Origin of the sequence: Janthinobacterium sp. PC23-8 (genome assembly GCF_002250505.1) — a bacterium.
In the GTDB taxonomy this organism is placed as follows: Bacteria; Pseudomonadota; Gammaproteobacteria; order Burkholderiales; family Burkholderiaceae_D; genus Janthinobacterium.
This window is the reverse complement of the sequence record NZ_NJGY01000001.1, coordinates 1,574,380-1,600,274: the sequence shown is the minus strand read 5'-3', so window position 1 is coordinate 1,600,274 and position 25,895 is coordinate 1,574,380. Positions and strand designations below refer to the sequence as shown.

Below are 25,895 nucleotides of genomic sequence, written 5' to 3'. Positions count from 1 at the left end.
GTCTTTTTTTTACATAAATGCCCACAACTCCGCGTGCCAACCGTCTTTTCGGGGTGCGAAAAGGGCTGGAATCGCACCAATTGAGCGCATTTGTATAAAGTATGGACGCATCAGCCAGCTAATCCTTTAAAATTAGGTTGATTATAACCCTCTCTTTTTAAAAAGAATTCACCGTTATGCGCGCCTCCCGTTTTTTTATCTCGACTCTCAAAGATGCTCCTTCTGACGCGGAAATCGTCAGCCACCAATTGATGATGCGTGCAGGCATGATCAAACGCCTCGGTTCCGGCATCTATACCTACATGCCGATGGGCCTGCGCGTGATCCGCAAAGTGGAAGCCATCGTGCGCGAGGAGATGAACCAGGCCGCCGCCATCGAGTTGCTGATGCCGCTCGTGCAGCCGGCCGAACTGTGGCAGGAAACGGGCCGCTGGGACAAGATGGGCGCCGAACTGATGCGCGTGAAAGACCGCCATGGCCGCGAATACGCGATCCAGCCGACCTCGGAAGAAGTCATCACCGACGTCGTGCGCACGGAAATCAAGTCCTACCGCCAGCTGCCGCTGAACTTCTATCATATCCAGACCAAGTTCCGCGACGAGCGCCGTCCGCGCTTCGGCCTGATGCGCGGCCGCGAATTCACCATGAAGGACGCCTACTCGTTCGACCGCGACCTGGCCGGCATGCAGGCCTCGTACAAGGTCATGTTCGACGCCTACACCCGCATCTTTACGCGCTTCGGCCTGAAGTTCCGCGCGGTGGCGGCCGACAACGGCGCCATCGGCGGCTCCGGCTCGCACGAATTCCACGTCGTCGCCCATACCGGCGAAGACGCGCTGGTGTACTGCCCGACCTCCGACTACGCGGCCAACATGGAAGCGGCCGAAGCGTTGCCTTTGAGCGGCGAGCGCCCGGCCGCCACCGAGGAACTGACGAAAACCTCGACCCCTGGCACCGTCAAGTGCGAAACCGTGGCCGCCTTGCTGGGCATCGATCTGGCGCGCACCGTGAAAACCATGGCGCTGACGACGGAAACGGAAAAAGACGGCAAGGTCACGAAACAGCACTTCATGCTGCTGCTGCGCGGCGACCACGAGATGAACGAAATCAAGGTCGGCAAGGTCGCAGGCCTGGCCGGGCACCGTTTCACCAGCGAAGAAGAGCTGCTGGAAGTGTATGGCTCGATTCCCGGCTACCTGGGCCCGATCGGCACCAAATTGCCGGTCACCGTGGTGGCCGACCGCACCGTCGACAAGATGAGCGACTTTGTCTGTGGTGCCAATGACGCCGGTTTCCATTACACGGGCGCCAACTGGGGCCGCGACCTGCCGGAAGCGGCCATCGTGGCCGACCTGCGCAATGTGGTGGCCGGCGACGCGTCGCCGGACGGCAAGGGCGTGCTGGCCATCGAGCGCGGCATCGAAGTCGGTCACGTGTTCCAGCTGGGCACCTCCTACTCGGAAAGCATGAAGGCGACCTTCCTCGACGAAAACGGCAAGCCTGCGCCGCTGCAGATGGGGTGCTACGGCATCGGCATCACGCGCATCCTGGGCGCGGCCATCGAACAGAACTTCGACGACAAGGGCATTATCTGGCCGGCGTCGATCGCGCCCTTCGAGGTGGTGCTGTGCCCGATGGGCATGGACCGCAGTGAACTGGTCAAGGAACAGACGGAACAGCTCTACGCGGCCCTGCAAGGCGCTGGCGTCGACGTGATCGTCGATGACCGCGGCCTGCGCCCTGGCGCCATGTTCGCCGACTGGGAGCTGATCGGCGTGCCACACCGCGTCGTCATCGGCGAACGTGGCCTGAAAGAAGGCAAGCTGGAATACCAGGGCCGCCGCGATACCGAAGCCACTGGCGTGGCACCAAGCGACATCGTCGCCTTTATCCAGGCCAAAATGGCATAGTGAGCGTGTTGTTCATGAAAACGGCCGGCGCGCTCGCGCTGGCCGCCTGCCTGGCTTGCGCCCCCCTTGCGCAGGCCGGCAACCAGAAGGAAGAGGCGCTGGCCGACTCGGTGCGCCTGGCCCTGTCGCAGGCGATCCGCGACGAGCGAGCGCCACAGCCCACGTTCCCCCATCCTGCGGATCTGGAGCGCTACCGGCAATGGCTGGCGCAGATGTCGCAACGGCTGCAGCGCAAACTCCCGGACGCCCAGCTGCGCACGGAATTTCTGGAAACCGTCTGGTACGAAGCGCGCCGCGCGGGGCTGGAGCCGGCGCTGGTGCTGGGCCTGATACAGGTCGAGTCCAACTACCGCAAATACGCCGTCTCGCTGGCCGGCGCGCGCGGCTACATGCAGGTGATGCCGTTCTGGACCGGCGTGATCGGTGACCATGACCGCAGCAAGCTGTTTCACATGCAGACCAATCTGCGCTATGGCTGCGCGATTTTGCGCATGTACCTGGATATGGAAAAGGGCGATTTGTACCTGGCGCTGGGGCGGTATAACGGCAGCCGGGGCAGGCCCGAGTATCCGAATGCGGTGCGCGCGGCGTGGGTGCAGTGGGAGCTCAAGCCGGCGGGTTGACGGCAAAAAAATACCCCGCTCGCAATGAAGCGGCGGGGCACTCGCTCGGCCAAATGGCCGGCGGGTCGCTGACTATTTCAAATGATCGGAGATGAGTTTCGTCATTTCAAACATGGAGACTTGGGCCTTGCCGCCAAAAACGGCTTTCAGTTTGTCGTCGGCATTGATCATGCGGCGGTTGGCCGGATCTTGCAGGTCGAGTTTTTTGATGTAATCCCAGACCTTCTTGGTCACTTCGGTGCGTGGCAACGGTGCTGCGCCAACGACGGCCGCCAGTTCGGTGGACGGCGTCATTTCTTTCATGAAGGCTGCGTTTGGCTTGCGTGGGGTTGCCGGTGCTGCCGCTTTCTTCGCCGCTGCCGGTTTCGCAGCCGGCTTGGCTGCGGTTTTTGCCGCTGGCGCGGCTTTGGCTACGGGTGCTGCTTTCTTGGCGGCTGCAGGCTTGGCTGCTGCCGCCTTGGCTGGCGCTGCTACTGGGGTTTTTTTGGCTGTTGCCATCTTCGAGCCTCCTTAACAAACACATGGGAAATTGCGCAATTAATCGCACGGCTAATATTGGTGGGGATTTCCACAGTATGCAAGCGATTTTCACGTTTTCAAGAGGAAAAAGTAGCGAAATCCGCCCTCTGTCGCCCGGGGGCAGCGTGGAAGGGCTTGCAAGGGTGTTTTTGCCTGAAAACGGCATGGTTGCTGGCTATGCGGGGAGGGGGAAATGCCGGGCTGAGGAAAATGCTGCCCGGCATTATTTAACATACTGTTTTACCGCTTTTTGCGGCGCCTGAAGGCCTTACTTCAGACCGGGCATCATGCCCTTCATGGAGCGCATCATCTTCATCATGCCGCCGCCCGACAGTTTTTTCATCATCGTCTGCATCTGCTCGAACTGGTTCAGCATGCGATTGACTTCCTGCACCTGCACGCCGGCGCCGGCGGCGATGCGGCGCTTGCGGGTGGCCTTGATCAGTTCAGGCTTGGCGCGTTCCTGCGGCGTCATCGAGTCGATGATGCCGCACATGCGGCGCACCTGCTTGTCCGCCTGGTCCATGTTCTTGCCGCCGGCCGCCTGCTGGAACTGCGCCGGCAGCTTGTCCATCAGATTGGCCATGCCGCCCATTTTCTTCATCTGCCCCAGCTGCGCCTTGAAGTCGTTCATGTCGAACTTGCCGCCGACCTTCATCTTCTGCGCCAGGTCGGCCGCCGCCTTGCTGTCGACGCCCTTGCGCGCTTCTTCGACCAGCGCCAGGATGTCGCCCATGCCGAGGATGCGGTTGGCCATGCGGGTCGGGTCGAACGCTTCGAGGCCGTCGAGTTTTTCCGAGACACCGGCAAACTTGATCGGTTTGCCCGTGATATGGCGCACCGACAGGGCGGCGCCGCCGCGCGCATCGCCATCGAGCTTGGTCAGCACGATACCGGTCAGCGGCAGCGCGTCATTGAAGGCCTTGGCCGTGTTGATGGCGTCCTGGCCCAGCATGGCGTCGACCACGAACAGGGTTTCGATCGGCTTGACGGCGGCGTGGACGGCGGCGATTTCGCGCATCATCTCTTCGTCGATGCCGAGACGGCCGGCCGTATCGATGATCAGCACGTCGTGATAGTGCTTCTTGGCCCAGTCCAGTGCGGCCAGGGCGATATCGACCGGCTTGTCATTGACCGTCGACGGGAAGAAGTCGGCGCCGACCTGGCTGGTCACCGATTGCAGCTGGGCGATCGCGGCGGGACGATACACGTCGGCCGAAACGGTCAGCACTTTCTTCTTCTTTTCTTCCTTCAGGTATTTCGCCAGCTTGCCGACGGTGGTGGTTTTACCCACACCCTGCAGGCCGGCCATCAGGATGATGGCGGGCGGCTGCTGCGCAAAGCTCAGTTGCGACGCTTCGGGACCGAGGTCGGCGCCCATGATGGCGGCCAGCTCGCGCTGCACCACGCCCACCAGGGCCTGGCCGGGCGACAGCGAGGAAAGCACTTCCTCGCCCATCGATTTTTCTTTGACGCGGGCGATGAATTCACGCACGGCGGGCAGGGCGACGTCGGCTTCGAGCAGCGCCAGGCGCACTTCGCGCAGCATTTCGGCGGTATTGGCTTCAGTCAGGCGCGCCTCGCCGCGCATGGTCTTGACGACTTTGGCAAGCCGTTGGGTAAGATTATCTAGCATGATCAACCTGCAGTGGAAAGCTTGGGAGTGGGCGGCGCTAAGCCGGACGATGGGCGCCATTTTACTCTATCGCGTGGCCGCCACGGTCCGGCGCCGGCATCGATAATTTGGCGTTTATGGCAATACCCTGATTGCATGCAAGGGCATTTCAGGTTTAAAATGAGAATAATTCTTATTTACATGGATGTCATGGCCGCCGCCGATTTTTCCCAGCAACAGCAACTGCATGTGCTCTACAGCAACCATCACGGCTGGCTGCAGGGCTGGCTGCGGCACAAGCTGGGCAATGCCTTTGATGCGGCCGACCTGGCGCAGGACACTTTTGTCAGCGTACTGACCGGCGGCGGCGCGCCGCAGATCCGCGAAGCGCGGCCGTTTCTGGCCACCGTCGCGCGCCGGCTGGTGGCCCACCGCTACCGCCGGCAGGTGCTGGAAGAGGCCTACCTGGCCGCGCTGGCCTGCCTGCCGCCGGCCGTGGCGCCGGCACCCGAGGAGCGCTTGCTGGCGCTGGAGGCCTTGCAGGAAATCGATGCGGCCCTTGACGGCTTGCCGTTCCCCGTGCGCACGGCGTTTTTGCTGGCCCAGCTTGAAGGCCTCAGCTACGCCGAGATCGCCGCGCGGCTCGATGTATCGGCCAGCTCGGTCAAACAGTATCTGACGCGCGCCAACCGGCACGTGTTCTTTGCGCTGCCGGCATGAGCAGGGCGCGGCATCCTGCCATCAACGAGGCGGTGGCGCAGCAGGCCGCCGACTGGCTGACCGTGCTGATGTCGGACGAGGCGGGCGAAGCCGAGCTGCGCGACTGGCGGCGCTGGCGCGAGCTGGACCCTGAACATGCACGGGCCTGGGCCCATATCGAGGCGTTTTCGCAGCGTTTTGGCAGCGTGCACAAGGGCGCGGCCACGCAGGCGCTGGCCAGCGCAAGCGTGCGTCCGGCCAGTGGCAAGCGCCGCCGCTTGCTGGCATGGCTGGGGGTGGCCGGAGGTGCCGGCATGCTGGCCGCGCAGAACGGCATGTGGGAGCGGGCGCAGGCCTTGCGCGCCGACTACCAGACGGCCACCGGCGAGCGTCGCGCTATCCTTTTGAGCGATGGCAGCGTCCTCAAGCTCAATACCGCCAGCGCCGTCAATGTACGCATCGATGGCGATGAGCGCCTGATCGAGCTGCTGGCGGGCGAAATCATGGTCGTCAGCGGCCATGGCGCCGGCAGCGATGCACCGCTGCTGGTGGCCACCCACGAAGGCCGGGTGCGCGCGCTCGGCACGCGCTTTTCCGTGCGCCAGCGCGATGGCGTGAGCCATGTGGCCGTGTTTGAAAGCGCGGTCGAAATCCGCCCGCTGGACGGTGTGGGCGCGCCCTTGCTGCTGCCGGCCGGGCGCAGCGCGACTTTTACGCGCCAGCGTCCCGAGGCGCCCCAGGCGATCGACGCCCATCTTGACGCCTGGTCGCGCGGGCAGATGATCGTCGACGACGTGACCCTGGGCGAGTTCCTGGCCGACCTGTCGCGCTACCGTCCCGGCCTGATCCACTGCGCGCCCGAAGTGGCCCAGCTGCGTCTGTCGGGGGTGTTTCTGCTGTTCGACACGGACCGCATCCTGAACCTGCTGCCCGATTCGCTGCCGGTGCAGGTGCGCAGCCGCACGCGCTACTGGGTGTCGGTCGAACCGGCCCCCTAGCCGCCCCGTCCCTCCCCCAAAAAATATTTTGTGGCAGGACTGCCCGATCCGGATGCTCGCGGCACCTGTATGTGAAGGATGCCGTTTTCATCATCCATTTGACGGAGAGACGCAGTGATGCAACAAAAACAAACAACCGGCCCGGCAGCACAGCCATGAAGCCGGCCCACCTGATGCTGTTGTCGCGCGTGCTGGCGGCCGTCTTTGGCGGCTATGCCCTCACTTCCGGCGTGGCGGTACTGCTGTCATCGATCTTGCCGCTGTCGCGCGTCGAAGCCGTGCAGACGGCCACCCTCAGCGCTTTCGCGGTCTATACCTGCGCCGTGATCTGGGTGTTTGCGGTGCCGGGCCTGCGCCGCGCGTGGCTGGGCATGCTGCTGCCGGCGATTGCCTGTGGCGGCCTGGGCCTGCTGCTGTCGCGGGGTGCCGCATGAGTGCGAAGCTGGAAAAAAACGTCAGGACGCCGCAGTCGGGCCGCTTGCGCCAGGCCATGGCCTGGCTGCATACCTGGAGCGGGCTGTGGATTTCCTGGCTGCTGTTCGCCATTTTCCTGACCGGCACCTTGTCGGTGTTCGAAGAGCCGATCGGTCACTGGATGCAGCCCGAGCATGCTTTGGTCGAGGCGGCGCACGCCAGCGAGCCGCCGCCGCCCAAGGTCACCGACCGCGCGCAGCGCCTGCAACTGGCGCTGGCCTTCATGGCCAGGGCCCATCCGAAGGCCGACATGTGGGAAATCTGGCCCGTGCAGCGGCCGGGTCAAGGCTTGTCGGCCTACTGGTTCCAGCCACAGGGCGGCTACGGTGCGGCCGATCTCGACCCGGTGACGGGCAAGGAAATCAGGCATGCGCCAGGCGGCGAACAGCACGCCAGCCAGCGCGCGACCCACGGCGGCCATCATTTCGTCGATTTTCACTATGAGCTCCATGCGGGGCGCATCGGTGTGTGGATCGTCGGCATCACCACCATGATCATGCTCGTTGCCCTGGTCAGCGGCGTGATCACGCACAAGCGCATCTTCAAGGATTTTTTTACGTTCCGCCCGGCCAAGGGCCAGCGCTCCTGGCTCGACGCGCACAACGCGGTGGCCGTCTTGACCTTGCCGTTCCAGTGCATGATCGCCTACACGGGGCTGGTGTTTTTCGCCGACGACTATGTGCCGGCGCCGGTGGTGGCGCAATATGGTGTGCAGAATACGAAAAAATCCTTCCTCGCCGAATGGAATGAGGCGGGCAAACCGGCGCGCACGGGCCAGCCGCTGGCCATCCCCGACCTGGAACCGTTTGCGCGGCGCGCCGAGCAGGCCATCGGCCAGGAGATCCGCGCGGTGGTGCTTGACAATCCGAACGACGGCTCCATGCGCGTGTGCATGTATGGCTGGAACGAAGAGCGCGAACTGATCGAACGCATCAGCCCCAGTACGGGCCGCGCCTGCTATGCGCTGGCCAGCGGCCTGGAAACGGCCGTGCGCCAGCCTGGCGGCTCGGACACGGGGGGCGCCGCGCTGACGCGCAATGTCATGGCCAGCCTGCACATGGCGAGCTTTGGCGGCCTGCCCATGCGCTGGCTGTATTTCGTCTGCGGCCTGGCCGGCACCGCCATGATGGGCACCGGTGCGATCCTGTTCCTGGTCAAGCGGCGCCAGAAGTCGCTCGGCGAATTCGGCGCCGCCACGCCGCGCGTCTATCGCCTGGTGGCGCGCCTGAATATCGCCGCGCTTGCCGGCCTGTCGATCGCCTGCATCGCCTACCTGTGGGCCAACCGCCTGATCCCCGTCGGCCTGGAACTGCGTGCGAGCTGGGAAGTGCGGGCCTTTTTCGGCGTCTGGTTATTGACCTTGCTGCACGCCTGCCTGCGCGGCGAGAAGCGCGCGTGGCTCGAGCAACTGGGCCTGCTGGCGGCGCTATGCCTGCTGCTGCCGCTATTGAATCTGCTGACGACGGGCGACCATCTGGCGGCGCAATGTGCGCGCGGAGACTGGGAAAGCGCCGGCGTCGAATTGTGCGCGCTGGCGTTCGGCCTGCTGGCCGCCTGGGCCGCCTGGAAGACCAATACGCGCAAGGAGAAGTGCGCCGCAGCGGCAAGGACGGCCCCCTTGTGCAATGCAAGCCGATCAAGCACCCTGGAGCACAACGCATGATCAATACCATCCTGTGCGCACTGGGCCTGTCGTATGCGGGCATGGCCAGCCTGTCGCTGGCGATGGACCGCCATCACGGCCAGGTATTCGGGCGCGATGCGGCCGTCCCTGTGCGGCGCGCGCTGCAACTGGCCGGCAGCGCGCTGCTGGCGCTGGCCATCTGGCCCTGCGTGGCCGGCTGGAGCGCCTCGGTCGGCGTGCTCGCCTGGCTGGGATTTTTGTCGGCCGGCGCGCTGGGCGTGGCCCTGCTGCTGCCGTATGCCCCCAAACTGCTGTTGCGTAGTTCCCTGCTGGCAGCCGTCGCCGCGCTGGCAGGGCTGGTAACCCTTCTTTAGTAATCCTCTTCAAGGACAGACCGATGCACGTTGCACCGAAGGCGACACCGTTTTATGCTTCCCGCCGCGCGGCCATTCTTGCTGGCGTGGCGCTGCTGGCGCTGGCAGGGACCGGCGCCCTGTGGGCCACGCGTGGCCCGGCCACGATTTTCGAGACCATGCCTGTCAAGCGCGGCAGCATCGAAGCGAGCGTGACGGCGATCGGCACCCTGCAGCCGCAAACCTATGTCGACGTGGGCGCCCAGGTATCGGGCCAGATCACGCGCTTGCATGTGCAGCCCGGCAGCGCCGTGGAAAAAGGCCAGCTGCTGGCCGAGATCGACCCCAGCGTGCAGCAGGCCACCGTCGACGCGGGCCGCGCCGCGCTGGCCGGCTTGAGGGCACAGCTGGCCGATCAAAAGGCGCAGCACCGCCTGGCTGGCCAGCAGCATGTGCGCCAGCAGCAGATGGCCAAATCCGATGCCACCCCGCTGGCCGAGCTGGAGCTGGCGGTAGCCACGCTGGCCTCGGCCGCCGCCAGAATCGACCATCTGAAGGCGCAGATAGACCAGACCCAGGCCAGCCTGAAAGCCGATGAAGCGCGCCTGGGCTATACGCGCATCTACGCGCCGATGGCCGGCAGCGTGGTGGGCCTGGACGCCAAGGAAGGGCAGACCCTGAACGCCACCTACCAGACGCCGACTATTTTGCGCATCGCCGATTTATCCGCCATGACGGTGTGGACGGAAGTGTCGGAAGCGGACGTGCGCCGCGTGCGCGCCGGCATGCCCGTGTATTTCACGACCCTCGGTGGCGACCAGCGCCGCTGGCGCGGCAAGGTACGGCAGGTGCTGCCGGCGCCGCCGGTCCCGGGCGGCGCCAGCGCCGGCACGGCGCTGGCGCCATCGACCAGCAAGGTAGTCCTGTACACCGTGCTGTTCGACGTCGACAACGCCGACGGCGAACTGATGCCGCAGATGACGGCGCAAGTGGTGTTCGTCACGGCGGCCGCCGACAATGTGCTGGCCGTGCCGCTGCCGGCGCTCAAACCGTCCACCGCTGAAGGCGCCAGGGCAGGCGAGTTTACTGCCCGCGTGATGGCGCCAGACGGCAAGGTCGATGAGCGCGAGGTGACGGTGGGCGTGCGCAATCGCTTGAGCGCCGAAGTGCTGCAAGGGTTGAAAGAGGGCGAACTGCTGGTGACGGGCGAACAGCCGGCCGTCAATGGACCGAGCCGGTTCCAGTTATGAACGAGATTGACAAAACTGCGCCCTTGATCGAGCTGCACGGCATTCGCAAACGCTACGGTGGCCATGACGGCGCGCCGGCCGTCGAGGTGCTGCGCGGCGTGAGCCTGTTGATCGGCGCCGGTGAATTCGTCGCCGTCGTCGGCGCCTCCGGTTCCGGCAAGTCGACCCTGATGCATCTGCTGGGCTGCCTGGACCGCCCCAGCGACGGCACGTATCACTTTGCCGGCCAGGACGTGGCAAGTTTGACTCCCGACGAGCTGGCCTGGCTGCGGCGCGAGGCCTTCGGCTTCGTGTTCCAGGGCTATCATTTGATCGCCACCGAATCGGCGCGCGAAAATGTCGAAGTACCGGCCCTGTATGCGGGCATGCCGGCGGCGCAGCGCCACGCCCGCTCGGCTGCGCTGCTGCAGCGCCTGGGGCTGGCCGAGCGCCTCGACCATCGCCCCAATCAGTTGTCGGGCGGGCAGCAGCAGCGCGTGTCGATCGCGCGCGCCTTGATGAATGGCGGACGCATTATCCTGGCCGATGAACCGACCGGGGCGCTCGACAGTACCAGCGGCGCCGAGGTGATGGCGCTGTTGGGCGAGCTGGCCGACGCCGGCCACACCATCATATTGATTACCCATGACCGCAAGGTGGCGGCCCAGGCCCGGCGCGTGATCGAGATCCGCGACGGCGAAATCATCGAAGACTCGGGCGCGGTGGCCATTCCCGCCACGGCGGCCACGCTGGCGCCGCTCGACATGGCGCGCGCAGCCAATGACAGCGGGGCGTCGCTGGGCACGGAACTGCTGGACGCCGCGCGCGCCGCCTGGCGCGTCATGTGGATCAACCGCTTCCGCACCGGGCTCACCTTGCTCGGCATCGTGATCGGTGTCGCTTCCGTGATCGTGATGCTGGCCATCGGCCTCGGTACGCGCCAGCAGGTGATGGCGCAGCTGGGCGCGTTCGGCTCTAACCTGCTGTACATGTCCTCGCGCGGCGAAAGCTCGCGTATTCCGGGGCGCAGCATCACCCTGGGCGACCTGGAGGCGTTGAAGGATGTGCCGGGCATTTCGCATGTGCTGCCCAACGTCACCGGCAACAAGGTGATCCGCCACGGCAATATCGACGTGCAGACCTATGTGCGCGGCACGGGGCCGGCGCTGCCGCAGATCCAGACCTGGCCGGTGGCCAAAGGGGGCTTCTTTACCGAGCAGGACGAACGCGAGATGGCCACCGTGGCCGTGCTGGGCGCGCGCCTGGCCGACAAGCTGATGCCCGACGTGGCCAATCCGGTGGGGCAGAGCATTTTGATCGGCAACGTGCCGTTCCAGGTGATCGGCGTGATGAGCGCCAAGGGCGCGCTGACGGGCGAAAAGGACGAGGACGACGTGCTGCTGCTGCCGTTTTCCACGGCCGGCATCCGTGTCTTCGGCCAGCGCGAACCGACCTACACCGTGCTGGCGGCGTTTGACGTGAAACGCGTGGCGCAAGTCGAGGCGGCGGTTGACGCCACCCTGTTCGAGCGCCACCGCATCCGCGACTACGGCATCAGCAACGCGGCCGCCTCGATCGCGGCGGAAGCGAAAACGCAGGACAACATGACCATGATGCTCAGCCTGATCGCCGCCGTGTCGCTGGTGGTGGGCGGCATCGGCGTCATGAACGTGATGCTGATGACGGTGCGCGAGCGCACGCGCGAAATCGGCATCCGCATGGCGACCGGCGCGCGCCGCCGCGACATCCTGCGCCAGTTCCTGACCGAAGCGGTGCTGGTGTCGGTGGTCGGTGGCGTGGCCGGCATCGTGGTTGGCATCGCATTCGCCGGCCTGCTGCTGGCGTGGCAAGTGCCGGTGATCTTTTCGCTCAGCGCCATCGGCGGCGCCTTTGCCTGCGCCGTGGCGACGGGGCTGGTGTTCGGCTTTATGCCGGCCCGCAAGGCGTCAGGGCTCGATCCGGTGGTGGCGCTGGCGGGGCAATAAAAAAATTGTTGCTCCTGCTTTAACACACGGTACTATCTCTGCATAATAAAAAAGCAGTGTTTCCTTGCCTGCAAGGCAGGCATTCCCATCACCGTGAGACAGGAGCAGCAGATGCGTCATTCCAGTATTTTCAAAACCACCATCGCCGCCGCCGTCATGCTGAGCTTCAGCATGGGCGCTGCACAGGTACAGGCCCAGGAGGTGGTTCGCCTGGGCAATCTGAAATTTGCCCACTACGGCGCCGTGTCGTATATCAAGGAAATCGCGCCCAAGTGCGGCATCAAGGTCGAAGAGCATATCTTCGCCAAGGGCCTGGACGTGATGCAGGCGATTATTGCCGGCGAGCTGGACGTGGGCGCGACGGCGTCCGAAGCGGCCATTTCGGGCCGCGCCGGCGGCGCGCCTATCTATGTGGTGGCCGGCTTTGCCAAGGGCGGCGCGCGGCTGGTGGGCGGCACGGGGCAGAAGATTGCCAGCGTCAAGGATTTGAAAGGCAAGCGCGTGGGCGTGACGCGTGGCGGCATCCAGGAAGTGCTGCTGCTGGCCGAGCTGTCGCAGGCGGGGCTGACGTATTCGGAAACCAAGGGCAAGGACGTGCAATTGGTGTTCCTCGCGTATGCCGACCTGAACCAGGCGCTGATGGGCAAGAATATCGACGCCATGATGCAGTCGGAGCCGCAATCGTCGCAGGCCATCAACAAGGGCTTCGGCACCGAAGTGATCAAACCGTACGACACGCCGATCGGCGAGCCGGTGCGCACCATGGTGATGACGGAAAAATTCTACAAGGAACGCCGTCCGGTGGCCGAGAAGTTCATGCGCTGCTTCGTCGAGGCCACCAAGACCTTTATCGACAACAAGCCGACGGCGGAAAAATACGTGCGTGAAGTGGTGTTCCGTGGCCAGATTACCAAGGATGACTTCGACGACGCGATCAGCAATTCACCGTATTCCTACGACATCACGCCCGAACATATCCAGACCACCACCGACGTGATGGTGAAAACGGGCGTGGGCCGCATGAGCAAACCGCCGGTGGCCAGGGACTGGGTCAAGACCGATCTGCTCGACCAGGCCAAGAAAAGCCTGAATGTGAAGTAAAAGTCAGGAAAAATCGGGGAAAAGCCTGCGCGCCACGGCTGGCGCGCAGGGATAGCTGCTTATCGCCTGGCCGCCGCCAGTATCACCTCGGCCACCTGTTTCGGCTGCGACAGCATCGGCACATGGCTTGTTTGCAGCACGGTGCTGGTGGCCTTGATTTTGCTGGCAAACGCCTGCTGCAGTTCCGGCGCGATCATGCGATCCTTGCCGGCCACGATGTAGTAGCTGGGCTTGTTCTTCCAGGCGGCGACGGTGGTCTTGTCGGCAAACGCCTTGCCCTGGATCGGGCCTTGCGTGGCGGCCATCAAACGCGTTTGCGCGGCCGGCAGGTCCTGGGCGAAATTGACCCTGAGCGATTCCGCCGGCAGATACAGGAAACCTGCCGCGTCCGCCGTCAGGGTGGCGATGCCCGGTGGCGTCGGGTAGTCCTTGCCCAGTTCGCCCGAGGCTTCGCCTTCGGATGGCGCAAAGGCCGCCACATACACCAGCGCCTTGACCTTGTCGCTGGTGCCCGCTTCCGTGATCACGGTGCCACCCCAGGAGTGGCCGACCAGGACCACGCGGCCGGTCTGTGCATCGATCACGCGCTGGGCGGCGGCGACATCGTCAGCCAGGGAAGTCAGCGGATTTTGCACGGCCACCACTTTCAAGCCTTTTGCCTGCAGCAGCGGGATCACCTTGTCCCAGCTGGAACCGTCGGCAAAGGCGCCATGCACCAGCACCACGGTGGTATCAAGCTTCTGTTCAACTGGCGTAGCCGCCTGGGCTGGTGCAAGCGTGACGCCGGAAGCGATGGCGGCGGCGATCAGGGAAGCTTTGAAAGGGATGGACGACATGGCAGGACTCCTTGAGTTTATGGCTGGCTATTAATTAGCGCGCTAATTATTAATTAAAAATGGCGGTCGGTAGTGAACTTGCCCTGCTATCAGCAGCACCATCGGGCAGTCAGTGAAATAAGAATAGCGCACTAATCATTAGTGTGCAATATATTTTTGAGGAAATTCGACGCGGCTGGTCCATCAGGCGCCCAGCCTGGCGTTCAGCTTGCGCAAGCCTTCCATCATGACCTCGAATTCCGGCGCGATCACGCTGCAGTTGTTGGCAATCGCCTGGTCGATGGCGGTGCTGGCCTGGCGCAAGTCGCGTCCGGCCGCAGTCAAGGTCAGCACGCGGTTGCGTTCGTCGCGCGGATCGCGTGCGCGCAGCAGATAGCCTTCCGCTTCGAGCCGCTTGACCAGCGGCGTGATCGAGCCGGAATCTTGCTGCAAGCGCTCGGCCAGGTCCTTGATGCCCAGGCCTTCCTGGTCCCACAGTACCAGCATCACCAGGTACTGCGGATAGGTCAGCTTGATGGCGGCCAGCATCGGCTTGTACAGCTGGGTCATTTTCAGCGAGGTGGCGTAGAGCTGGAAACACAATTTGTCGTCGAGGCTGGAAGCGGGCATGGCATGGCAGTCAGAAAGCGGTGATGGCGCCAGCCTAACGATAATCGGCGCCTTAAGCAATATCCTGCAATATTCCGCAATATCCTGAAATGACGGGCAAGCTTGCCGTGCGGCAGGAAAGATTCGCGAAATCTTGAGGGCGGGCCACCGGCGCGGCCTCAGGCGCGATATCATGGCAGGCTCTTTCGCATTGCGCGCGGCACAGTATCGGGCAGCCACGCGTGCCGCTGCGCGATTCGCGCTGGCCGGCTATGGTGTAAACTTAAAACATGCAGACCTATTTTTTCTTCCTTGCCGCCATGGCGTATGCGGTGTGCGCGTTTCTTCCCTCGTCGCAAGGCAGGCTGATCGCCGCGCTGACCGGCGTCGCCTGGCTGTCGCACGCGGCCACCTTGTGGTTCGACCTGATGGCGCCGGGCACCTTGCGCTTCGGGTTTTCCGCCATGCTGTCGGCCGCGCTGTGGGTGTCGGTGGGCGCCTACTGGATAGAAAACCGCAATTTCAGCCTCGATGGCCTGCGCCGCATGGTCATGCCCTGCGCCGTGCTGGCGATCGGCCTGGCCTGGGCCTTTCCCGGCAATCAGGTGGTGCTGGAAGGCAAGTCCGCCGTGTTCGGCTGGCATATCACGGTGGCCGTGCTGGCCTACAGCACCTTGACGATCGCCGCTTTTCACGCCGTGCTGATGGCGCTGCAGGAATCGCGCCTGCACACGCGCAGCGAGCGGCGCGGCTTCTTGTCCGGGGCGCTGGACCAGCTGCCGGCCTTGCTGACGATGGAAAAGCTGCTGTTTCGCATGATCGGCCTGGGTTTCATTTTGCTGAGCCTGACCGTGTTGTCGGGCATTGTGTTTTCTGAACAATTATTTGGCAAGGCCCTGACCTGGGATCACAAGTCGGTATTTACCCTGCTGTCGTGGCTGCTGTTTGCCGTGCTGCTGGCCGGACGCCGCTTTCGCGGCTGGCGCGGCAAGACGGCGCTGACATTTACCCTGGCCGGCTTTGCCACCTTGCTGCTGGCCTATGTCGGCAGCCGTTTTGTACTGGAAGTGGTTTTGCACCGAGGATATTTATGACCCGTATTTTGTTCTGGCTGGCGCTGGTGTTCCTGGTGGTGTTCGCGATCCGCAGCAAGATCCGCGGCCTGCAGCAGCGTCAGCAACAACGCCAGCAGCAAGCTAATCCCCATGCAGCACCCGGCCGCGTGGCCGAATTGCCCGATGCCGAGCTGATGCTGTGCTGCGCCCACTGCGGCGTGTACTACCCGGCCTCCGAAAACGTGCAGGCCAAGGGCCACGACTACTGCAGTCACGCGCACGCCACTGTGTAACGACCGCCTGCCGCCTTCCTCAGCAATTTCTCATCCGTATCGTGACGCCATGCTCCGCCGGGCAGGCGTAGCATGGGCCTGACACTGACACCCTGATGTGTCCGATCGCAGTCCTTGTCGAAAGGATAGCTCATGCCCAGCTCGCGTATCCAGGCCGTCGGCAGCCACGTCGCGCCCCTCGCTAAAGATTCTGTCCCACAACTGAGCGGCAGTTCGGCCGCCATGCAGGCGCTGCGCGCGCAAATTGCGCGCATCGCCGCGTCCTGCGCGCCGGTGGCGATCCGCGGCGAATCGGGCAGCGGCAAGGAGCTGGTGGCGCGCGCCATCCATGCCCAGGGCGCGCGCGCCGCCGGTCCGTTTATTGCCGTCAATTGCGGCGCTATCCCCGAGACCCTGATGGAAGCCGAACTGTTCGGCTGCCGCCCCGGCGCCTACACGGGCGCGTTGCACGAGCGGCAAGGTCTGTTCCAGGCGGCACACGGTGGCAGCCTGCTGCTCGATGAGGTCGATGACCTGCCTTTGGTGATGCAGGTCAAGCTGTTGCGCGCGCTGCAGGAGCGCCGCGTGCGCAAACTGGGCGGCAGCGCCGACGAGGCCGTCGACGTGCGCATTCTGTGCGCCAGCCAGCACGGCCTGGCGCGCGGCGTGGCGGCCGGCAGCTTTCGCCAGGACCTGTATTACCGCCTGAACGTGATCGAACTGGCGGTGCCGCCCCTGCGCGAACGGCTGGGCGACTTGCCGGCCCTGTGCGAGGCCATCCTGGCGCGCCTGGCGCCACGGCAAGTCGTACATCTGGCGCCGGCGGTGCTGGCGGCGCTGGAGCGCCATGCTTTTCCCGGCAATGTGCGCGAACTGGAAAACCTGCTGGAACGCGCCCTGGCTTTTGCCGATGGCGGCGTGATCACGGCCGATGGGCTGGGTTTGGCTGTGACTGCGCCGGTGACGGCCCTGAACCCCGGCTTGCCGGGCCGGCAATTGCCGCTGCCCGGCATGGCGCATGGCGGCGCACCGATCATTCCGCTACAGTTGTTCCTGCTGCAAACCGAGCGCGAAATGATCCTGCAGGCGTTGGTGCAAACGCGCTACCACCGCGCGCGGGCGGCGCGGCAGCTGGGCATCAGCGTGCGCCAGTTGCGCTACCGCATGCAAAAATTGCAATTGCGCGAGCCGCCGGGCTGAGCCAACAGGACGCGGCCAGGACCGAAACGGCGCGGTAGATTATAATGCCGGTCCCGCTTTCGCCAGCGGCGGCTGCTCGCTGGTTCAGTAGTTGCATTGACGTAAATAATTGCTGCTACGGCAAGCACAAACCAGGCTGAAATTGATTTGGATTAATATCGGGAACCGGGTGCGCAGCGCTCTGCGGCGGCCTGCGTTAGTGCTCACTGCGCGGGTGCCGGGCCTGTGATCCATGCCCTGAAAAGTCAATTGAATTCGTGCATGAAATCGTAAAAATTAAGCGGGATCCAGGCGGGGAAAAGTATTGCGCCTGCCATCGATGGGTACTACAATTAGTGCATAAATTCGATATACTTACTAAATGTAGTGCCATCACAGATGTTTTCAGAATTAGTGTCAAGCCAGCGCCAACACCGTTTGCGTGCTTACCTGGCAAGCTGGCACTGGCGGTTTATCACCCATCGAGACAGGTTTCACGCCAGCCATGGCCGTGATGGCACGCTATTTTCATTCGTATCATCTGATGCCTTAAAAATGTAGTTTTTAATACTAAATACCGGAAGAAGCCCGGACCATCGGGCGTTCTATTCAACAACACACGCGGCAGCAAAACTGCAGGCTGACTTTAGCTGACAACGGGAGCTTCAATGCAATCACCTCAAGATATTTCTATCCATCCAACGCCAGTACCGCCAGCGCCAGGCGCGGCGCACAGCGTGGCAAGCATCGGCGTGGCCATGGGCGACTATCGCATCATCCGCCGCAACGGCGCGGTGGTGGCATTTGAGCCGTCGAAAATCGCCATCGCGATGACCAAGGCGTTTCTGGCCGTGGGCGGTGGCCAGGGCGCCGCTTCCGCCCGCGTGCGTGAACTGGTCGAGCAACTGACCAGCTCGGTCGTGGCCGCGCTGGTGCGCCGCCAGCCCGGCGGCGGCACCTTCCATATCGAAGACGTGCAAGACCAGGTGGAACTGTCGCTGATGCGTTCGGGCGAACACGATGTGGCGCGCGCCTACGTGCTGTACCGCGCCAAGCACATGGAAGAGCGCCGCCTGCAGAAGGAGGCGCTGGGCGCCTCCGCGCACGTGGCCGCACCGCAATTGAACGTGCTCGACAACGGCGTGCGCCGCCCGCTCGACATGCAGCAAGTGCGCGACCTGATCAACGCCGCCTGTGCCGGCCTGGAAAAGCATGTCGACGCCGACGCCATCCTCGCTGAAACCGTGAAAAACCTGTACGACGGCGTGCCGGTCGAAGAACTGCACAAGTCGGCCATCCTGGCAGCGCGCGCGCTGATGGAAAAAGACCCGGCCTACAGCCAGGTCACGGCCCGCATCCTGCTGCATACGGTGCGCAAGGAAGTGTTCGGCAAGGAAGTGCCGCAAGCGGCCGCAGCCGCCGAATACCTGACGTATTTCCCGGCCTATATCGCCAAGGGCATCGCTGCCGAGCTGCTCAACCCGGTACTGGCCACGTTCGACCTGGAACGCCTGGCCAAGGCCATCGTCGCCGACCGCGACCTGCAATTTGGCTATATCGGCCTGCAAACCCTGTACGACCGCTATTTCCTGCATATCCAGGACGTGCGCATCGAAATGCCGCAAGCGTTCTACATGCGCGTGGCGATGGGCCTGGCACTGAACGAGTCGGACCGCGAAGCGCGCGCCATCGAGTTCTACAGCCTGCTGTCTTCGTTCGACTTCATGAGCTCGACGCCGACCCTGTTCAACTCGGGTACCTTGCGCTCGCAGCTGTCGTCGTGCTACCTGAGCACGGTGTCCGATGACCTCGAAGGCATCTACGACGCCATCAAGGACAACGCGCTGCTGGCCAAGTATGCCGGCGGCCTGGGCAACGACTGGACGCCAGTGCGTGCCCTGGGTGCCCATATCAAGGGCACCAACGGCAAGTCGCAAGGCGTGGTGCCGTTCCTGAAAGTGGTCAACGACACCGCCGTGGCCGTCAACCAGGGCGGCAAGCGCAAGGGCGCCGTTTGCGCCTACCTGGAAACCTGGCACATGGACATCGAGGAATTTCTCGACCTGCGCAAGAACACGGGCGACGACCGCCGCCGCACCCACGACATGAACACGGCCAACTGGATTCCCGACATGTTCATGAAGCGCGTGATGGAAAAAGGCGAATGGACCCTGTTCTCGCCATCGGAAACGCCGGACCTGCACGACAAGGTCGGCAAGGCCTTTGAAACGGCTTACCTGGGCTACGAAGCGAAGGCCGCCGCCGGCGAAATGCGCTCGTTCAAGAAAATTGCCGCGCTCGACCTGTGGCGCAAGATGCTGTCGATGCTGTTTGAAACCGGCCACCCATGGATCACCTTCAAGGACCCGTGCAATATCCGCAGCCCGCAGTCGCATGTCGGCGTGGTGCACAGCTCGAACCTGTGCACGGAAATCACGCTGAACACCAGCGCCGACGAAATCGCCGTCTGCAACCTGGGTTCCGTCAACATGCCGGCGCACATGAAAGAAGGCAAGCTCGACCACGTCAAGCTGGCGAAGACCGTGCGCACCGCCATGCGCATGCTCGATAACGTCATCGACATCAACTACTACGCCGTCGACAAGGCGCGCAATTCGAACATGCGCCACCGTCCGGTCGGCATGGGCGTCATGGGCTTCCAGGATTGCCTGCACATGATGCGCATCCCGTTTGCCTCCGACGCCGCCGTGTCGTTTGCCGATACCTCGATGGAAGCGGTGTGCTACTACGCCTACCTGGCCTCGACCGAACTGGCCGAAGAGCGCGGCCGCTACGAGTCGTACGCAGGTTCCCTGTGGGACCGCGGCATCCTGCCACAGGATTCCGTCAAACTGCTGCTTGAAGAGCGCGGCGGCTACCTGGAAGTCGATACTTCGTCGGCGATGGACTGGACCCCGGTGCGCGAACGCATCGCCAAATTCGGCATGCGCAACTCGAACTGCGTGGCGATCGCGCCGACGGCCACCATTTCGAACATCATCGGCGTGTCGGCCTGTATCGAGCCGACGTTCCAGAACCTGTACGTGAAATCGAACCTGTCGGGCGAATTCACCGAAATCAACGGCTACCTGGTGCGCGACCTGAAGGCGCGCGACCTGTGGGATGAAGTGATGATCTCGGACCTGAAATACTTCGACGGTTCCTTGGTGAAGATCGACCGCATCCCGCAAGACCTGCGCGACATCTACGCCACCGCCTTTGAAGTGTCGCCGAGCTGGCTGGTGGAAGCGGCATCGCGCCGTCAGAAGTGGATCGACCAGGCGCAGTCGCTGAACATCTACATGGCCGGCGCCTCGGGCAAGAAACTCGACGAGACGTATAAACTGGCGTGGCTGCGCGGCCTGAAAACGACGTATTACCTGCGCACCATCGCCGCCACCCACATGGAGAAATCGACCTCCAGGACCGGCGCCCTGAACGCGGTGGCGGTCGATGGCGGCATGTCGGCCAGCGCCCAGAGCGCGCAGGCCGCCAGCGTGGCTGCAGCCGCCGCCGTGGCCGTCGCGCCAGCAGCGGTTGCCGTAGCGGCAGCGGACGACGCCGATGGCGAAGCCTGCTACCTGCGTCCCGGTGATGATGGCTTCGAAGAGTGCGAAGCCTGCCAATAATTTAAAGTGCTCAGCCCGGCATCGCCGGGCTGATTGTGAATATCCGCATTTCAAGAGAGAAATAATTATGTCCTTATCCTGGGATGATGAAACCACGACGGCAGCAGTGCCGCGTCCGGCGCAGCAGGCGCCACTGGGCAATACCGAATTGAACCTGTCGGCCGGCGCCGAACCGTCCGAAGCGAACGCCGAGCAGGTGGCGCGCCGCGTCAACGCCGACGACAAGCGCATCATCAATGGCAAGACCGACGTCAACCAGCTGGTGCCGTTCAAGTACAAATGGGCATGGGACAAATACCTGGCCGGCTGCGCCAACCACTGGATGCCGCAGGAAGTGAACATGCAGCGCGATATCGAGCTGTGGAAGAATCCGAACGGCCTGACGGAAGACGAACGCCGCCTGGTCAAGCGCAACCTGGGCTTTTTCGTGACCGCCGACTCGCTGGCCGCCAACAACATCGTGCTGGGCACCTACCGCCACATCACGGCCCCCGAGTGCCGCCAGTACCTGCTGCGCCAGGCTTTCGAGGAAGCGATCCACACGCACGCCTACCAGTACATCGTGGAGTCCCTGGGCCTGGACGAAGGCGAGATCTTCAACGCCTACAACGAAGTCAAGTCGATCCGCGACAAGGATGAATTCCTGATCCCGTTCATCGACATGCTGACCGACCCGGCGTTTACCACCGGCACCACCGAAAACGACCAGAAGCTGCTCAAGTCCCTGATCGTCTTTGCCTGCCTGATGGAGGGTTTGTTCTTCTACGTCGGCTTCACGCAGATCCTGGCGCTGGGCCGCCAGAACAAGATGATGGGCGCGGCCGAGCAGTACCAGTACATCCTGCGCGACGAGTCGATGCACTGCAACTTCGGCATCGACCTGATCAACACCATCAAAATGGAAAACCCGCAGCTGTGGACGGCCGAGTTCCGCGAAGAGATCAAGGTGCTGTTCCTGCGCGCCGTCGACCTGGAATATGCGTATGCCGAAGACACCATGCCGCGCGGCGTACTGGGCCTGAACGCGCCGATGTTCAAGGGCTACCTGCGCTTTATCGCCAACCGCCGCGCCCAGCAGATCGGCCTCGAGCCGCTGTTCGCGCAAGAGGAAAACCCCTTCCCGTGGATGAGCGAAATGATCGACATGAAGAAGGAACGCAACTTCTTCGAAACGCGCGTGACGGAATACCAGACCGGTGGCGCGTTGAACTGGGAGTAATTGAAACAGGCTGCTTTACCTTGAAAAAAACCCCGCGAGCTGAAACCAGCTGGCGGGGTTTTTTCATGGGCTTTGATTTTTACTGCAAGCCGCCGGCGCTGATGAAATGCTGGCGCGCAAACGACAGCAGCTGGCTGTCGGACGGGTGATCGACCGTTTCCACGGCCTTGACTTTATCGGCGATGGCCGTTGCGTTGGCGGTCAGGTGTTTCATAAAGGCGGTCTTTTCGCCGGCCGGTCCGACCACCAGGATTTGCTGGCTGTCTTTCAGGGTCGCCGCGATCTCGTTGTAGAAGCGCGTGTTGTCGTCTTCGCTGGCATGGCTGTCGCCGTGCTTGACGTGCGGGTGCGGATGCGTGGAGTGGGTTTTCAGCGACTCGGATTCGGCAGCGTCCTTGTCGAAATGGATGACATGGGCTTTGACATGGTCGAGCCAGACGACGGCGTTATTCAATGACATGGGGTACTTTCGTGGGAATGCGTGAGGACGCATGAGCGCCGCGGGGAGAAGCATGTCGCCCGGATGCATCCGGGCGACTCGGCAACGGCTCCATGGTAGGCGCATTGCCGCTGCTGATCGGTGCGGTAGCACACTGAATCAGGCTGTCCCTGCTCGTTTTCCTACCCTGGCAAGGGCAGCGCCGGCTCGCGCTTGCCGCGCTGCGCCGTCACCGAACTGCCGACCGATGCCGCCATGATCAGCGCGATGGCCAACCACTGGGTGGCGCTCAGGTATTCATTGAGCAGGGCCAAAGCCAGCAAGGCCGCCACGGCCGGCTCCATGCTGGCCATGATGCCGAAGGCTTGTGGCGACAGGCGTTTGAGCGCCACCATCTCGAGCGAGATGGGAATCGCGCTCGAGATCAGCGCCACGCCCAGTCCCGTGATCAGTAGCTGCGGTGACAGCAGCGCGCTGCCGGCATGCGCCACGCCGACCGGCACCACCACCAGCGCCGCCACGAACAAGCCCAGCGACACCGAATGGCCCGCATGCAGATGGCTGGCGCGCTTGCCGAAGAGGACGTAGGTGGCCCAGAAGACGGCGGCGGCCAGCGCGAACATCATGCCGGCCGGGTCCAGCGTGGACATGTCATGACCGAGCGGCAGCAGCAGCGCCAGGCCGGCGGCGGCCAGCAGCACCCAGAGGAAGTCGAGCGGGCGGCGCGAGGAGAGCAGGGCGACGGACAGTGGTCCGGCAAACTCGATCGCCACCGCGATGCCGAAGGGGATGGTGCGCAGCGACATGTAGAAGCACAAATTCATCGCGCCCAGCGCGGCGCCATACAGGGCCACCGTGCGCGCGTCCTGGCGGCTCAGGGTCCAGCGCCAGGGACGCCAGAACAACAGCAGCAGCAAGGCGGAAAAGCCGACGCGCACGGCCGTCGTGCCCTGCGCGCCGACCAGCGGAAACAGGGCGTGCTTGGCCCAGGAGGTGCCGATGCCCAGTGCGGTGACTGCGCCCAGGATGGACAGGATCGGAATGAAGGAAGCGTGGCGCGACATGGTGTATGGAGGCAGGCTAGAGAGGGTGACATTCTATGGTGTTTGCGCCGGCCTGTGGAGACGGTTGTCCTGATCGGTGATGGCGCGCGGTGCGCGTGCGCATCGGCATGCGCGCAGGGGGAATTGGCCATTTGCCGCGCGTTTGTACGTTAGCGCGCGTATCGCTGTAAAAAAGCCCGCGAAAACGTATCGTGCCGGTTGCGCATCGACAAGGTTTTCGTGTACTTTAGGAGATTGCAAATGCGAGTGGTAGTATGCGGGGTTTTTTGACCAGCGCGAAGCCAGAAAAAGCTCGCAAAACAGGGATACAGATTTACACGGATATGCACAACACCACCCCGTTTTCGTCTGCCGCCGTGCCCGAATTTTTTCAGGCTTGGCGGTTTTTTATTTGACGATTCCTGGTGGCGGCGAGCGCGATGCGAGGAGCGGAAAAAACGCACGGCATCGAAAACGAAACAACCGAATTCAGACTTTGCCACCAGCTGCGAGATAAAGCACGGTGGCACCGACGATGGCTGAAGTGCTGCAAACGTGAGGAGTTGCAGCAGTTCAGCTGGTGCCGAATTCATTAGCGCAAACAAGCGTTTGTGCCGATGAATAATTCGCCTGGCCTATCCCTGTGGTGGGTTGGACGGGTTTAAATCTTGTAGCTTAAATTTCTCATCTCAGATGAAGGAGAGACAAATGGCAACAGCCGCTAAGAAATCAGAAGTAAAGAAACCAGCCGCAAAAGCTGCTCCTGCCGCGAAGAAGCCGGCCGCCGCAGCCAAACCGGTTGTCGCCAAACCTGCTGCCAAAGCCGCAGCCAAACCCGTTGCCGCCAAGGCGGTAGCCAAGGCGGTAGTCAAACCGGCCGCCAAGCCAGCCGTGAAAGCGGCAGCAGCGAAACCTGCGGCGAAAGCAGTAGCCAAGCCAGTGGCAGCAGCGAAACCTGCGGCAAAAGCAGCAGCCAAGCCAGCGGCAGCAGCGAAACCTGTGGCAAAAGCAGCAGCCAAGCCAGCGGCCAAAGCGGCGGCAAAACCGGCAGCCAAGCCCGCAGCGAAAGCGGCAGCCAAACCTGCGGCGAAGGCAGCGGCCAAACCAGCCGCCAAGCCAGTAGCCAAAGCGGCGGCCAAGCCTGCGGCCAAAGCGGCAGCCAAGGCTGTGGCAAAACCTGCGGCCAAGCCAGCGGTAAAAGCAGCAGCCAAGCCTGCCGCAAAAGCAGCGGCGAAACCTGCGGCCAAGGCGGCAGCGAAACCAGTGGCTACAGCGGCAGCCAAACCTGCTGCAAAAGCAGCGGCGAAACCTGCAGCCAAGGCTGTGGCGAAACCGGCGGCCAAGCCAGCGGCAAAAGCAGCAGCCAAGGCTGTGGCAACACCAGCGGCAAAAGCAGCAGCCAAGCCAGCGGTCAAAGCAGCAGCCAAGCCAGCGGTCAAAGCGGCAGCCAAGCCAGCGGTCAAAGCGGCAGCCAAGGCTGTGGCGAAACCTGCAGCCAAGCCTGCGGTCAAAGCAGCAGCGGTCAAAGCGCCAGCGGCCAAGCCAGCAGTAAAAGCGGCAGCGGCCAAGCCAGCGGCCAAGGTCGCGGCGAAACCCGCAGCCAAGCCTGCGGCAAAAGCAGCGGCCAAGCCAGCAGCGGCGGCAGCACCGGTAGCGGCGCCAGTGGCGGCACCCGCCGCCGCGCCAGCCGCAGCGAAAAAGGCCGCGCCTAAAAAGGCCGCGCCGAAAAAAGCCGAAGCAGTCAAGCCCGCGGCGCCTGTCGCTCCGGTAGCAAAAACCGTGTTGGCGCCGGCCGCCGCCTGGCCGTTCCCGACCAGCACCACCCGCCCATCGTAAGCTGGATGAATCGGGTGCCTGCATGAGGCAACACGCCGCTGTGTGACGCAATCACACAGCGGTTTTTTTTTGGAGAATTTGTTGTGCTGAACACTATCCTTACATTGATCGTTGATACCATTGCCACGCTGCTGGGCGGCGTTCTGCTGCTGCGTTTCTGGATGCAGGCCGTGCGCGTGCGTCCGCCGTCGTCGGTGGCGCAATTCACCTTTCAATTGACCGACTGGCTGGTGCGCCCGCTGCGCCGCGTTGTGCCGGGCGTGGGCGGCTACGACTGGGCCAGCCTGATCGGCGCCTTCCTGATCGTGCTGCTGGCCACCTGCGTCTGGTTTATCGCCGGCCTGCCAGTCGAAGCGGTCCTGCTCAAAGCCCTGCAGCGCTTTTTGCAATGGATACTGTACGGTTTCATGGCGCTCCTGATCATCGAAGCGATCTTCAGCTGGGTCAACCCGCATGCGCCGCTGGCACCGTTCGTACGCGCCCTGAACGAGCCGCTGCTGCGTCCGATCCGCAAGGTCGTGCCGTTGGTGGGGAGCCTCGATTTGTCGCTGCTGGTGGCGCTGATACTGCTGCAGATTGCGCAGATGCTGGTGGGGATGATTTTTGTGATGGGATAGCCTTGCAACGCAATGCCTGGTAGTACTGGGGTCAGACCCTCGTCAGCATTGG

The 25,895-nt window shown here is 63.2% G+C and carries 24 protein-coding genes; 17 read left to right on the top strand and 7 right to left on the bottom strand.

The window, feature by feature from the left end; translation table 11 throughout:
- The first annotated feature begins 176 nt into the window (after nucleotides 1-176).
- Together CD932_RS06905 and CD932_RS06900 are read left to right on the top strand one after the other, a co-directional pair.
- Nucleotides 177-1,910: a proline--tRNA ligase gene (locus CD932_RS06905; protein ID WP_094441984.1), complete on the top strand. Its 1,734-nt coding sequence runs from the start codon at nucleotides 177-179 to the stop codon at nucleotides 1,908-1,910.
- A gap of 14 nt (nucleotides 1,911-1,924) precedes the next feature.
- Nucleotides 1,925-2,533, top strand: coding sequence for a lytic transglycosylase domain-containing protein (locus CD932_RS06900; RefSeq protein ID WP_094443504.1), 609 nt, complete (start codon nucleotides 1,925-1,927; stop codon nucleotides 2,531-2,533).
- A 72-nt stretch (nucleotides 2,534-2,605) separates the two neighbouring features.
- Here CD932_RS06900 and CD932_RS06895 read toward each other — a convergent pair whose 3' ends face one another.
- Nucleotides 2,606-3,031 (bottom strand): SWIB/MDM2 domain-containing protein, encoded by a 426-nt coding sequence (locus CD932_RS06895; RefSeq protein WP_094441983.1) that lies wholly within the window; start codon nucleotides 3,029-3,031, stop codon nucleotides 2,606-2,608.
- A gap of 289 nt (nucleotides 3,032-3,320) precedes the next feature.
- Nucleotides 3,321-4,688 carry a signal recognition particle protein gene (ffh, locus tag CD932_RS06890; protein WP_094441982.1) on the bottom strand — a complete coding sequence of 456 codons (1,368 nt, stop codon included), beginning with the start codon at nucleotides 4,686-4,688 and terminating at the stop codon, nucleotides 3,321-3,323.
- A gap of 189 nt (nucleotides 4,689-4,877) precedes the next feature.
- On the opposite strand from ffh, the gene CD932_RS06885 reads away from it, so the two are divergent.
- The 8 genes from CD932_RS06885 to CD932_RS06850 all read left to right on the top strand — a co-directional run bounded on the left by CD932_RS06885 (nucleotide 4,878) and on the right by CD932_RS06850 (nucleotide 13,130).
- Nucleotides 4,878-5,387: a sigma-70 family RNA polymerase sigma factor gene (locus CD932_RS06885; protein WP_094443503.1), complete on the top strand. Its 510-nt coding sequence runs from the start codon at nucleotides 4,878-4,880 to the stop codon at nucleotides 5,385-5,387.
- Nucleotides 5,384-6,364: a FecR domain-containing protein gene (locus CD932_RS06880; RefSeq protein WP_176460904.1), complete on the top strand. Its 981-nt coding sequence runs from the start codon at nucleotides 5,384-5,386 to the stop codon at nucleotides 6,362-6,364. Before CD932_RS06885 ends, CD932_RS06880 begins: the two co-directional genes overlap by 4 nt.
- A gap of 155 nt (nucleotides 6,365-6,519) precedes the next feature.
- Nucleotides 6,520-6,798, top strand: a complete 279-nt coding sequence (locus tag CD932_RS06875) for a hypothetical protein (protein ID WP_094441981.1) — start codon at nucleotides 6,520-6,522, stop codon at nucleotides 6,796-6,798.
- Nucleotides 6,795-8,501 (top strand): PepSY domain-containing protein, encoded by a 1,707-nt coding sequence (locus CD932_RS06870; protein WP_254926492.1) that lies wholly within the window; start codon nucleotides 6,795-6,797, stop codon nucleotides 8,499-8,501. The genes CD932_RS06875 and CD932_RS06870 overlap by 4 nt, the downstream gene beginning before the upstream one ends.
- Nucleotides 8,498-8,836 (top strand): DUF3325 domain-containing protein, encoded by a 339-nt coding sequence (locus tag CD932_RS06865; RefSeq protein ID WP_094441980.1) that lies wholly within the window; start codon nucleotides 8,498-8,500, stop codon nucleotides 8,834-8,836. Before CD932_RS06870 ends, CD932_RS06865 begins: the two co-directional genes overlap by 4 nt.
- A 23-nt stretch (nucleotides 8,837-8,859) precedes the next feature.
- Nucleotides 8,860-10,065, top strand: a complete 1,206-nt coding sequence (locus CD932_RS06860) for an efflux RND transporter periplasmic adaptor subunit (RefSeq protein WP_094441979.1) — start codon at nucleotides 8,860-8,862, stop codon at nucleotides 10,063-10,065.
- The gene (locus CD932_RS06855) at nucleotides 10,062-12,029 is read left to right on the top strand and encodes a MacB family efflux pump subunit (protein ID WP_094441978.1); all 1,968 of its coding nucleotides are present in this window, start codon (nucleotides 10,062-10,064) and stop codon (nucleotides 12,027-12,029) included. Before CD932_RS06860 ends, CD932_RS06855 begins: the two co-directional genes overlap by 4 nt.
- A 111-nt stretch (nucleotides 12,030-12,140) precedes the next feature.
- Entirely contained in the window at nucleotides 12,141-13,130 is a 990-nt protein-coding gene (locus CD932_RS06850; RefSeq protein ID WP_094441977.1) for an ABC transporter substrate-binding protein, read from the top strand.
- Nucleotides 13,131-13,189: 59 nt separating this feature from the next.
- On the opposite strand, the gene CD932_RS06845 is transcribed toward CD932_RS06850, so the two are convergent.
- Both CD932_RS06845 and CD932_RS06840 read right to left on the bottom strand, forming a co-directional pair.
- Nucleotides 13,190-13,966, bottom strand: coding sequence for an alpha/beta fold hydrolase (locus CD932_RS06845; protein ID WP_094441976.1), 777 nt, complete (start codon nucleotides 13,964-13,966; stop codon nucleotides 13,190-13,192).
- A gap of 183 nt (nucleotides 13,967-14,149) precedes the next feature.
- Nucleotides 14,150-14,575, bottom strand: coding sequence for a MarR family winged helix-turn-helix transcriptional regulator (locus CD932_RS06840; RefSeq protein ID WP_094441975.1), 426 nt, complete (start codon nucleotides 14,573-14,575; stop codon nucleotides 14,150-14,152).
- 269 nt (nucleotides 14,576-14,844) lie between these two features.
- On the opposite strand from CD932_RS06840, the gene CD932_RS06835 reads away from it, so the two are divergent.
- The 5 genes from CD932_RS06835 to CD932_RS06815 all read left to right on the top strand — a co-directional run bounded on the left by CD932_RS06835 (nucleotide 14,845) and on the right by CD932_RS06815 (nucleotide 21,908).
- Nucleotides 14,845-15,648 carry an inner membrane protein YpjD gene (locus CD932_RS06835; protein ID WP_094441974.1) on the top strand — a complete coding sequence of 268 codons (804 nt, stop codon included), beginning with the start codon at nucleotides 14,845-14,847 and terminating at the stop codon, nucleotides 15,646-15,648.
- On the top strand, nucleotides 15,645-15,902 hold the full coding sequence (locus CD932_RS06830; RefSeq protein ID WP_094441973.1) for a PP0621 family protein: 258 nt from the start codon (nucleotides 15,645-15,647) through the stop codon (nucleotides 15,900-15,902). The genes CD932_RS06835 and CD932_RS06830 overlap by 4 nt, the downstream gene beginning before the upstream one ends.
- Before the next feature lie 132 nt (nucleotides 15,903-16,034).
- Nucleotides 16,035-17,081 carry a sigma-54-dependent Fis family transcriptional regulator gene (locus CD932_RS06825; RefSeq protein ID WP_094441972.1) on the top strand — a complete coding sequence of 349 codons (1,047 nt, stop codon included), beginning with the start codon at nucleotides 16,035-16,037 and terminating at the stop codon, nucleotides 17,079-17,081.
- A gap of 647 nt (nucleotides 17,082-17,728) precedes the next feature.
- Nucleotides 17,729-20,689, top strand: a complete 2,961-nt coding sequence (locus CD932_RS06820; RefSeq protein WP_094441971.1) for a ribonucleoside-diphosphate reductase subunit alpha — start codon at nucleotides 17,729-17,731, stop codon at nucleotides 20,687-20,689.
- A 67-nt stretch (nucleotides 20,690-20,756) separates the two neighbouring features.
- Nucleotides 20,757-21,908: a ribonucleotide-diphosphate reductase subunit beta gene (locus CD932_RS06815; protein WP_094441970.1), complete on the top strand. Its 1,152-nt coding sequence runs from the start codon at nucleotides 20,757-20,759 to the stop codon at nucleotides 21,906-21,908.
- A gap of 79 nt (nucleotides 21,909-21,987) precedes the next feature.
- Here the strand turns inward: CD932_RS06815 and CD932_RS06810 are convergent, their stop codons facing one another.
- The 3 genes from CD932_RS06810 to CD932_RS28725 form a co-directional block, all read right to left on the bottom strand.
- Nucleotides 21,988-22,368, bottom strand: a complete 381-nt coding sequence (locus CD932_RS06810; protein WP_094441969.1) for a hypothetical protein — start codon at nucleotides 22,366-22,368, stop codon at nucleotides 21,988-21,990.
- Nucleotides 22,369-22,529: 161 nt separating this feature from the next.
- The gene (locus CD932_RS06805; protein ID WP_094441968.1) at nucleotides 22,530-23,411 is read right to left on the bottom strand and encodes a DMT family transporter; all 882 of its coding nucleotides are present in this window, start codon (nucleotides 23,409-23,411) and stop codon (nucleotides 22,530-22,532) included.
- Nucleotides 23,412-24,079: 668 nt separating this feature from the next.
- Nucleotides 24,080-24,841 (bottom strand): hypothetical protein, encoded by a 762-nt coding sequence (locus CD932_RS28725; RefSeq protein WP_176460903.1) that lies wholly within the window; start codon nucleotides 24,839-24,841, stop codon nucleotides 24,080-24,082.
- Between the two features lie 28 nt (nucleotides 24,842-24,869).
- On the opposite strand from CD932_RS28725, the gene CD932_RS28720 reads away from it, so the two are divergent.
- Both CD932_RS28720 and CD932_RS06795 read left to right on the top strand, forming a co-directional pair.
- The gene (locus CD932_RS28720; protein WP_176460902.1) at nucleotides 24,870-25,226 is read left to right on the top strand and encodes a hypothetical protein; all 357 of its coding nucleotides are present in this window, start codon (nucleotides 24,870-24,872) and stop codon (nucleotides 25,224-25,226) included.
- An 83-nt stretch (nucleotides 25,227-25,309) separates the two neighbouring features.
- Nucleotides 25,310-25,843 (top strand): YggT family protein, encoded by a 534-nt coding sequence (locus tag CD932_RS06795; RefSeq protein WP_254926491.1) that lies wholly within the window; start codon nucleotides 25,310-25,312, stop codon nucleotides 25,841-25,843.
- The last annotated feature ends 52 nt before the right edge of the window (nucleotides 25,844-25,895 follow it).

Coding starts and splice junctions, on each gene's coding strand:
- CD932_RS06880 (WP_176460904.1), top strand. CDS start 5,384: ATGAGCAGGGCGCGGCATCCTGCCATCAACGAGGCGGTGGCGCAGCAG.
- CD932_RS06860 (WP_094441979.1), top strand. CDS start 8,860: ATGCACGTTGCACCGAAGGCGACACCGTTTTATGCTTCCCGCCGCGCG.
- CD932_RS06835 (WP_094441974.1), top strand. CDS start 14,845: ATGCAGACCTATTTTTTCTTCCTTGCCGCCATGGCGTATGCGGTGTGC.
- CD932_RS06840 (WP_094441975.1), bottom strand. CDS start 14,575: ATGCCCGCTTCCAGCCTCGACGACAAATTGTGTTTCCAGCTCTACGCC.
- ffh (WP_094441982.1), bottom strand. CDS start 4,688: ATGCTAGATAATCTTACCCAACGGCTTGCCAAAGTCGTCAAGACCATG.
- CD932_RS06870 (WP_254926492.1), top strand. CDS start 6,795: ATGAGTGCGAAGCTGGAAAAAAACGTCAGGACGCCGCAGTCGGGCCGC.
- CD932_RS06875 (WP_094441981.1), top strand. CDS start 6,520: ATGAAGCCGGCCCACCTGATGCTGTTGTCGCGCGTGCTGGCGGCCGTC.
- CD932_RS06900 (WP_094443504.1), top strand. CDS start 1,925: ATGAAAACGGCCGGCGCGCTCGCGCTGGCCGCCTGCCTGGCTTGCGCC.
- CD932_RS06850 (WP_094441977.1), top strand. CDS start 12,141: ATGCGTCATTCCAGTATTTTCAAAACCACCATCGCCGCCGCCGTCATG.
- CD932_RS06830 (WP_094441973.1), top strand. CDS start 15,645: ATGACCCGTATTTTGTTCTGGCTGGCGCTGGTGTTCCTGGTGGTGTTC.
- CD932_RS06825 (WP_094441972.1), top strand. CDS start 16,035: ATGCCCAGCTCGCGTATCCAGGCCGTCGGCAGCCACGTCGCGCCCCTC.
- CD932_RS06815 (WP_094441970.1), top strand. CDS start 20,757: ATGTCCTTATCCTGGGATGATGAAACCACGACGGCAGCAGTGCCGCGT.
- CD932_RS06805 (WP_094441968.1), bottom strand. CDS start 23,411: ATGTCGCGCCACGCTTCCTTCATTCCGATCCTGTCCATCCTGGGCGCA.
- CD932_RS06895 (WP_094441983.1), bottom strand. CDS start 3,031: ATGGCAACAGCCAAAAAAACCCCAGTAGCAGCGCCAGCCAAGGCGGCA.
- CD932_RS06810 (WP_094441969.1), bottom strand. CDS start 22,368: ATGTCATTGAATAACGCCGTCGTCTGGCTCGACCATGTCAAAGCCCAT.
- CD932_RS06885 (WP_094443503.1), top strand. CDS start 4,878: ATGGCCGCCGCCGATTTTTCCCAGCAACAGCAACTGCATGTGCTCTAC.
- CD932_RS06855 (WP_094441978.1), top strand. CDS start 10,062: ATGAACGAGATTGACAAAACTGCGCCCTTGATCGAGCTGCACGGCATT.
- CD932_RS06905 (WP_094441984.1), top strand. CDS start 177: ATGCGCGCCTCCCGTTTTTTTATCTCGACTCTCAAAGATGCTCCTTCT.
- CD932_RS06865 (WP_094441980.1), top strand. CDS start 8,498: ATGATCAATACCATCCTGTGCGCACTGGGCCTGTCGTATGCGGGCATG.
- CD932_RS06820 (WP_094441971.1), top strand. CDS start 17,729: ATGCAATCACCTCAAGATATTTCTATCCATCCAACGCCAGTACCGCCA.
- CD932_RS06845 (WP_094441976.1), bottom strand. CDS start 13,966: ATGTCGTCCATCCCTTTCAAAGCTTCCCTGATCGCCGCCGCCATCGCT.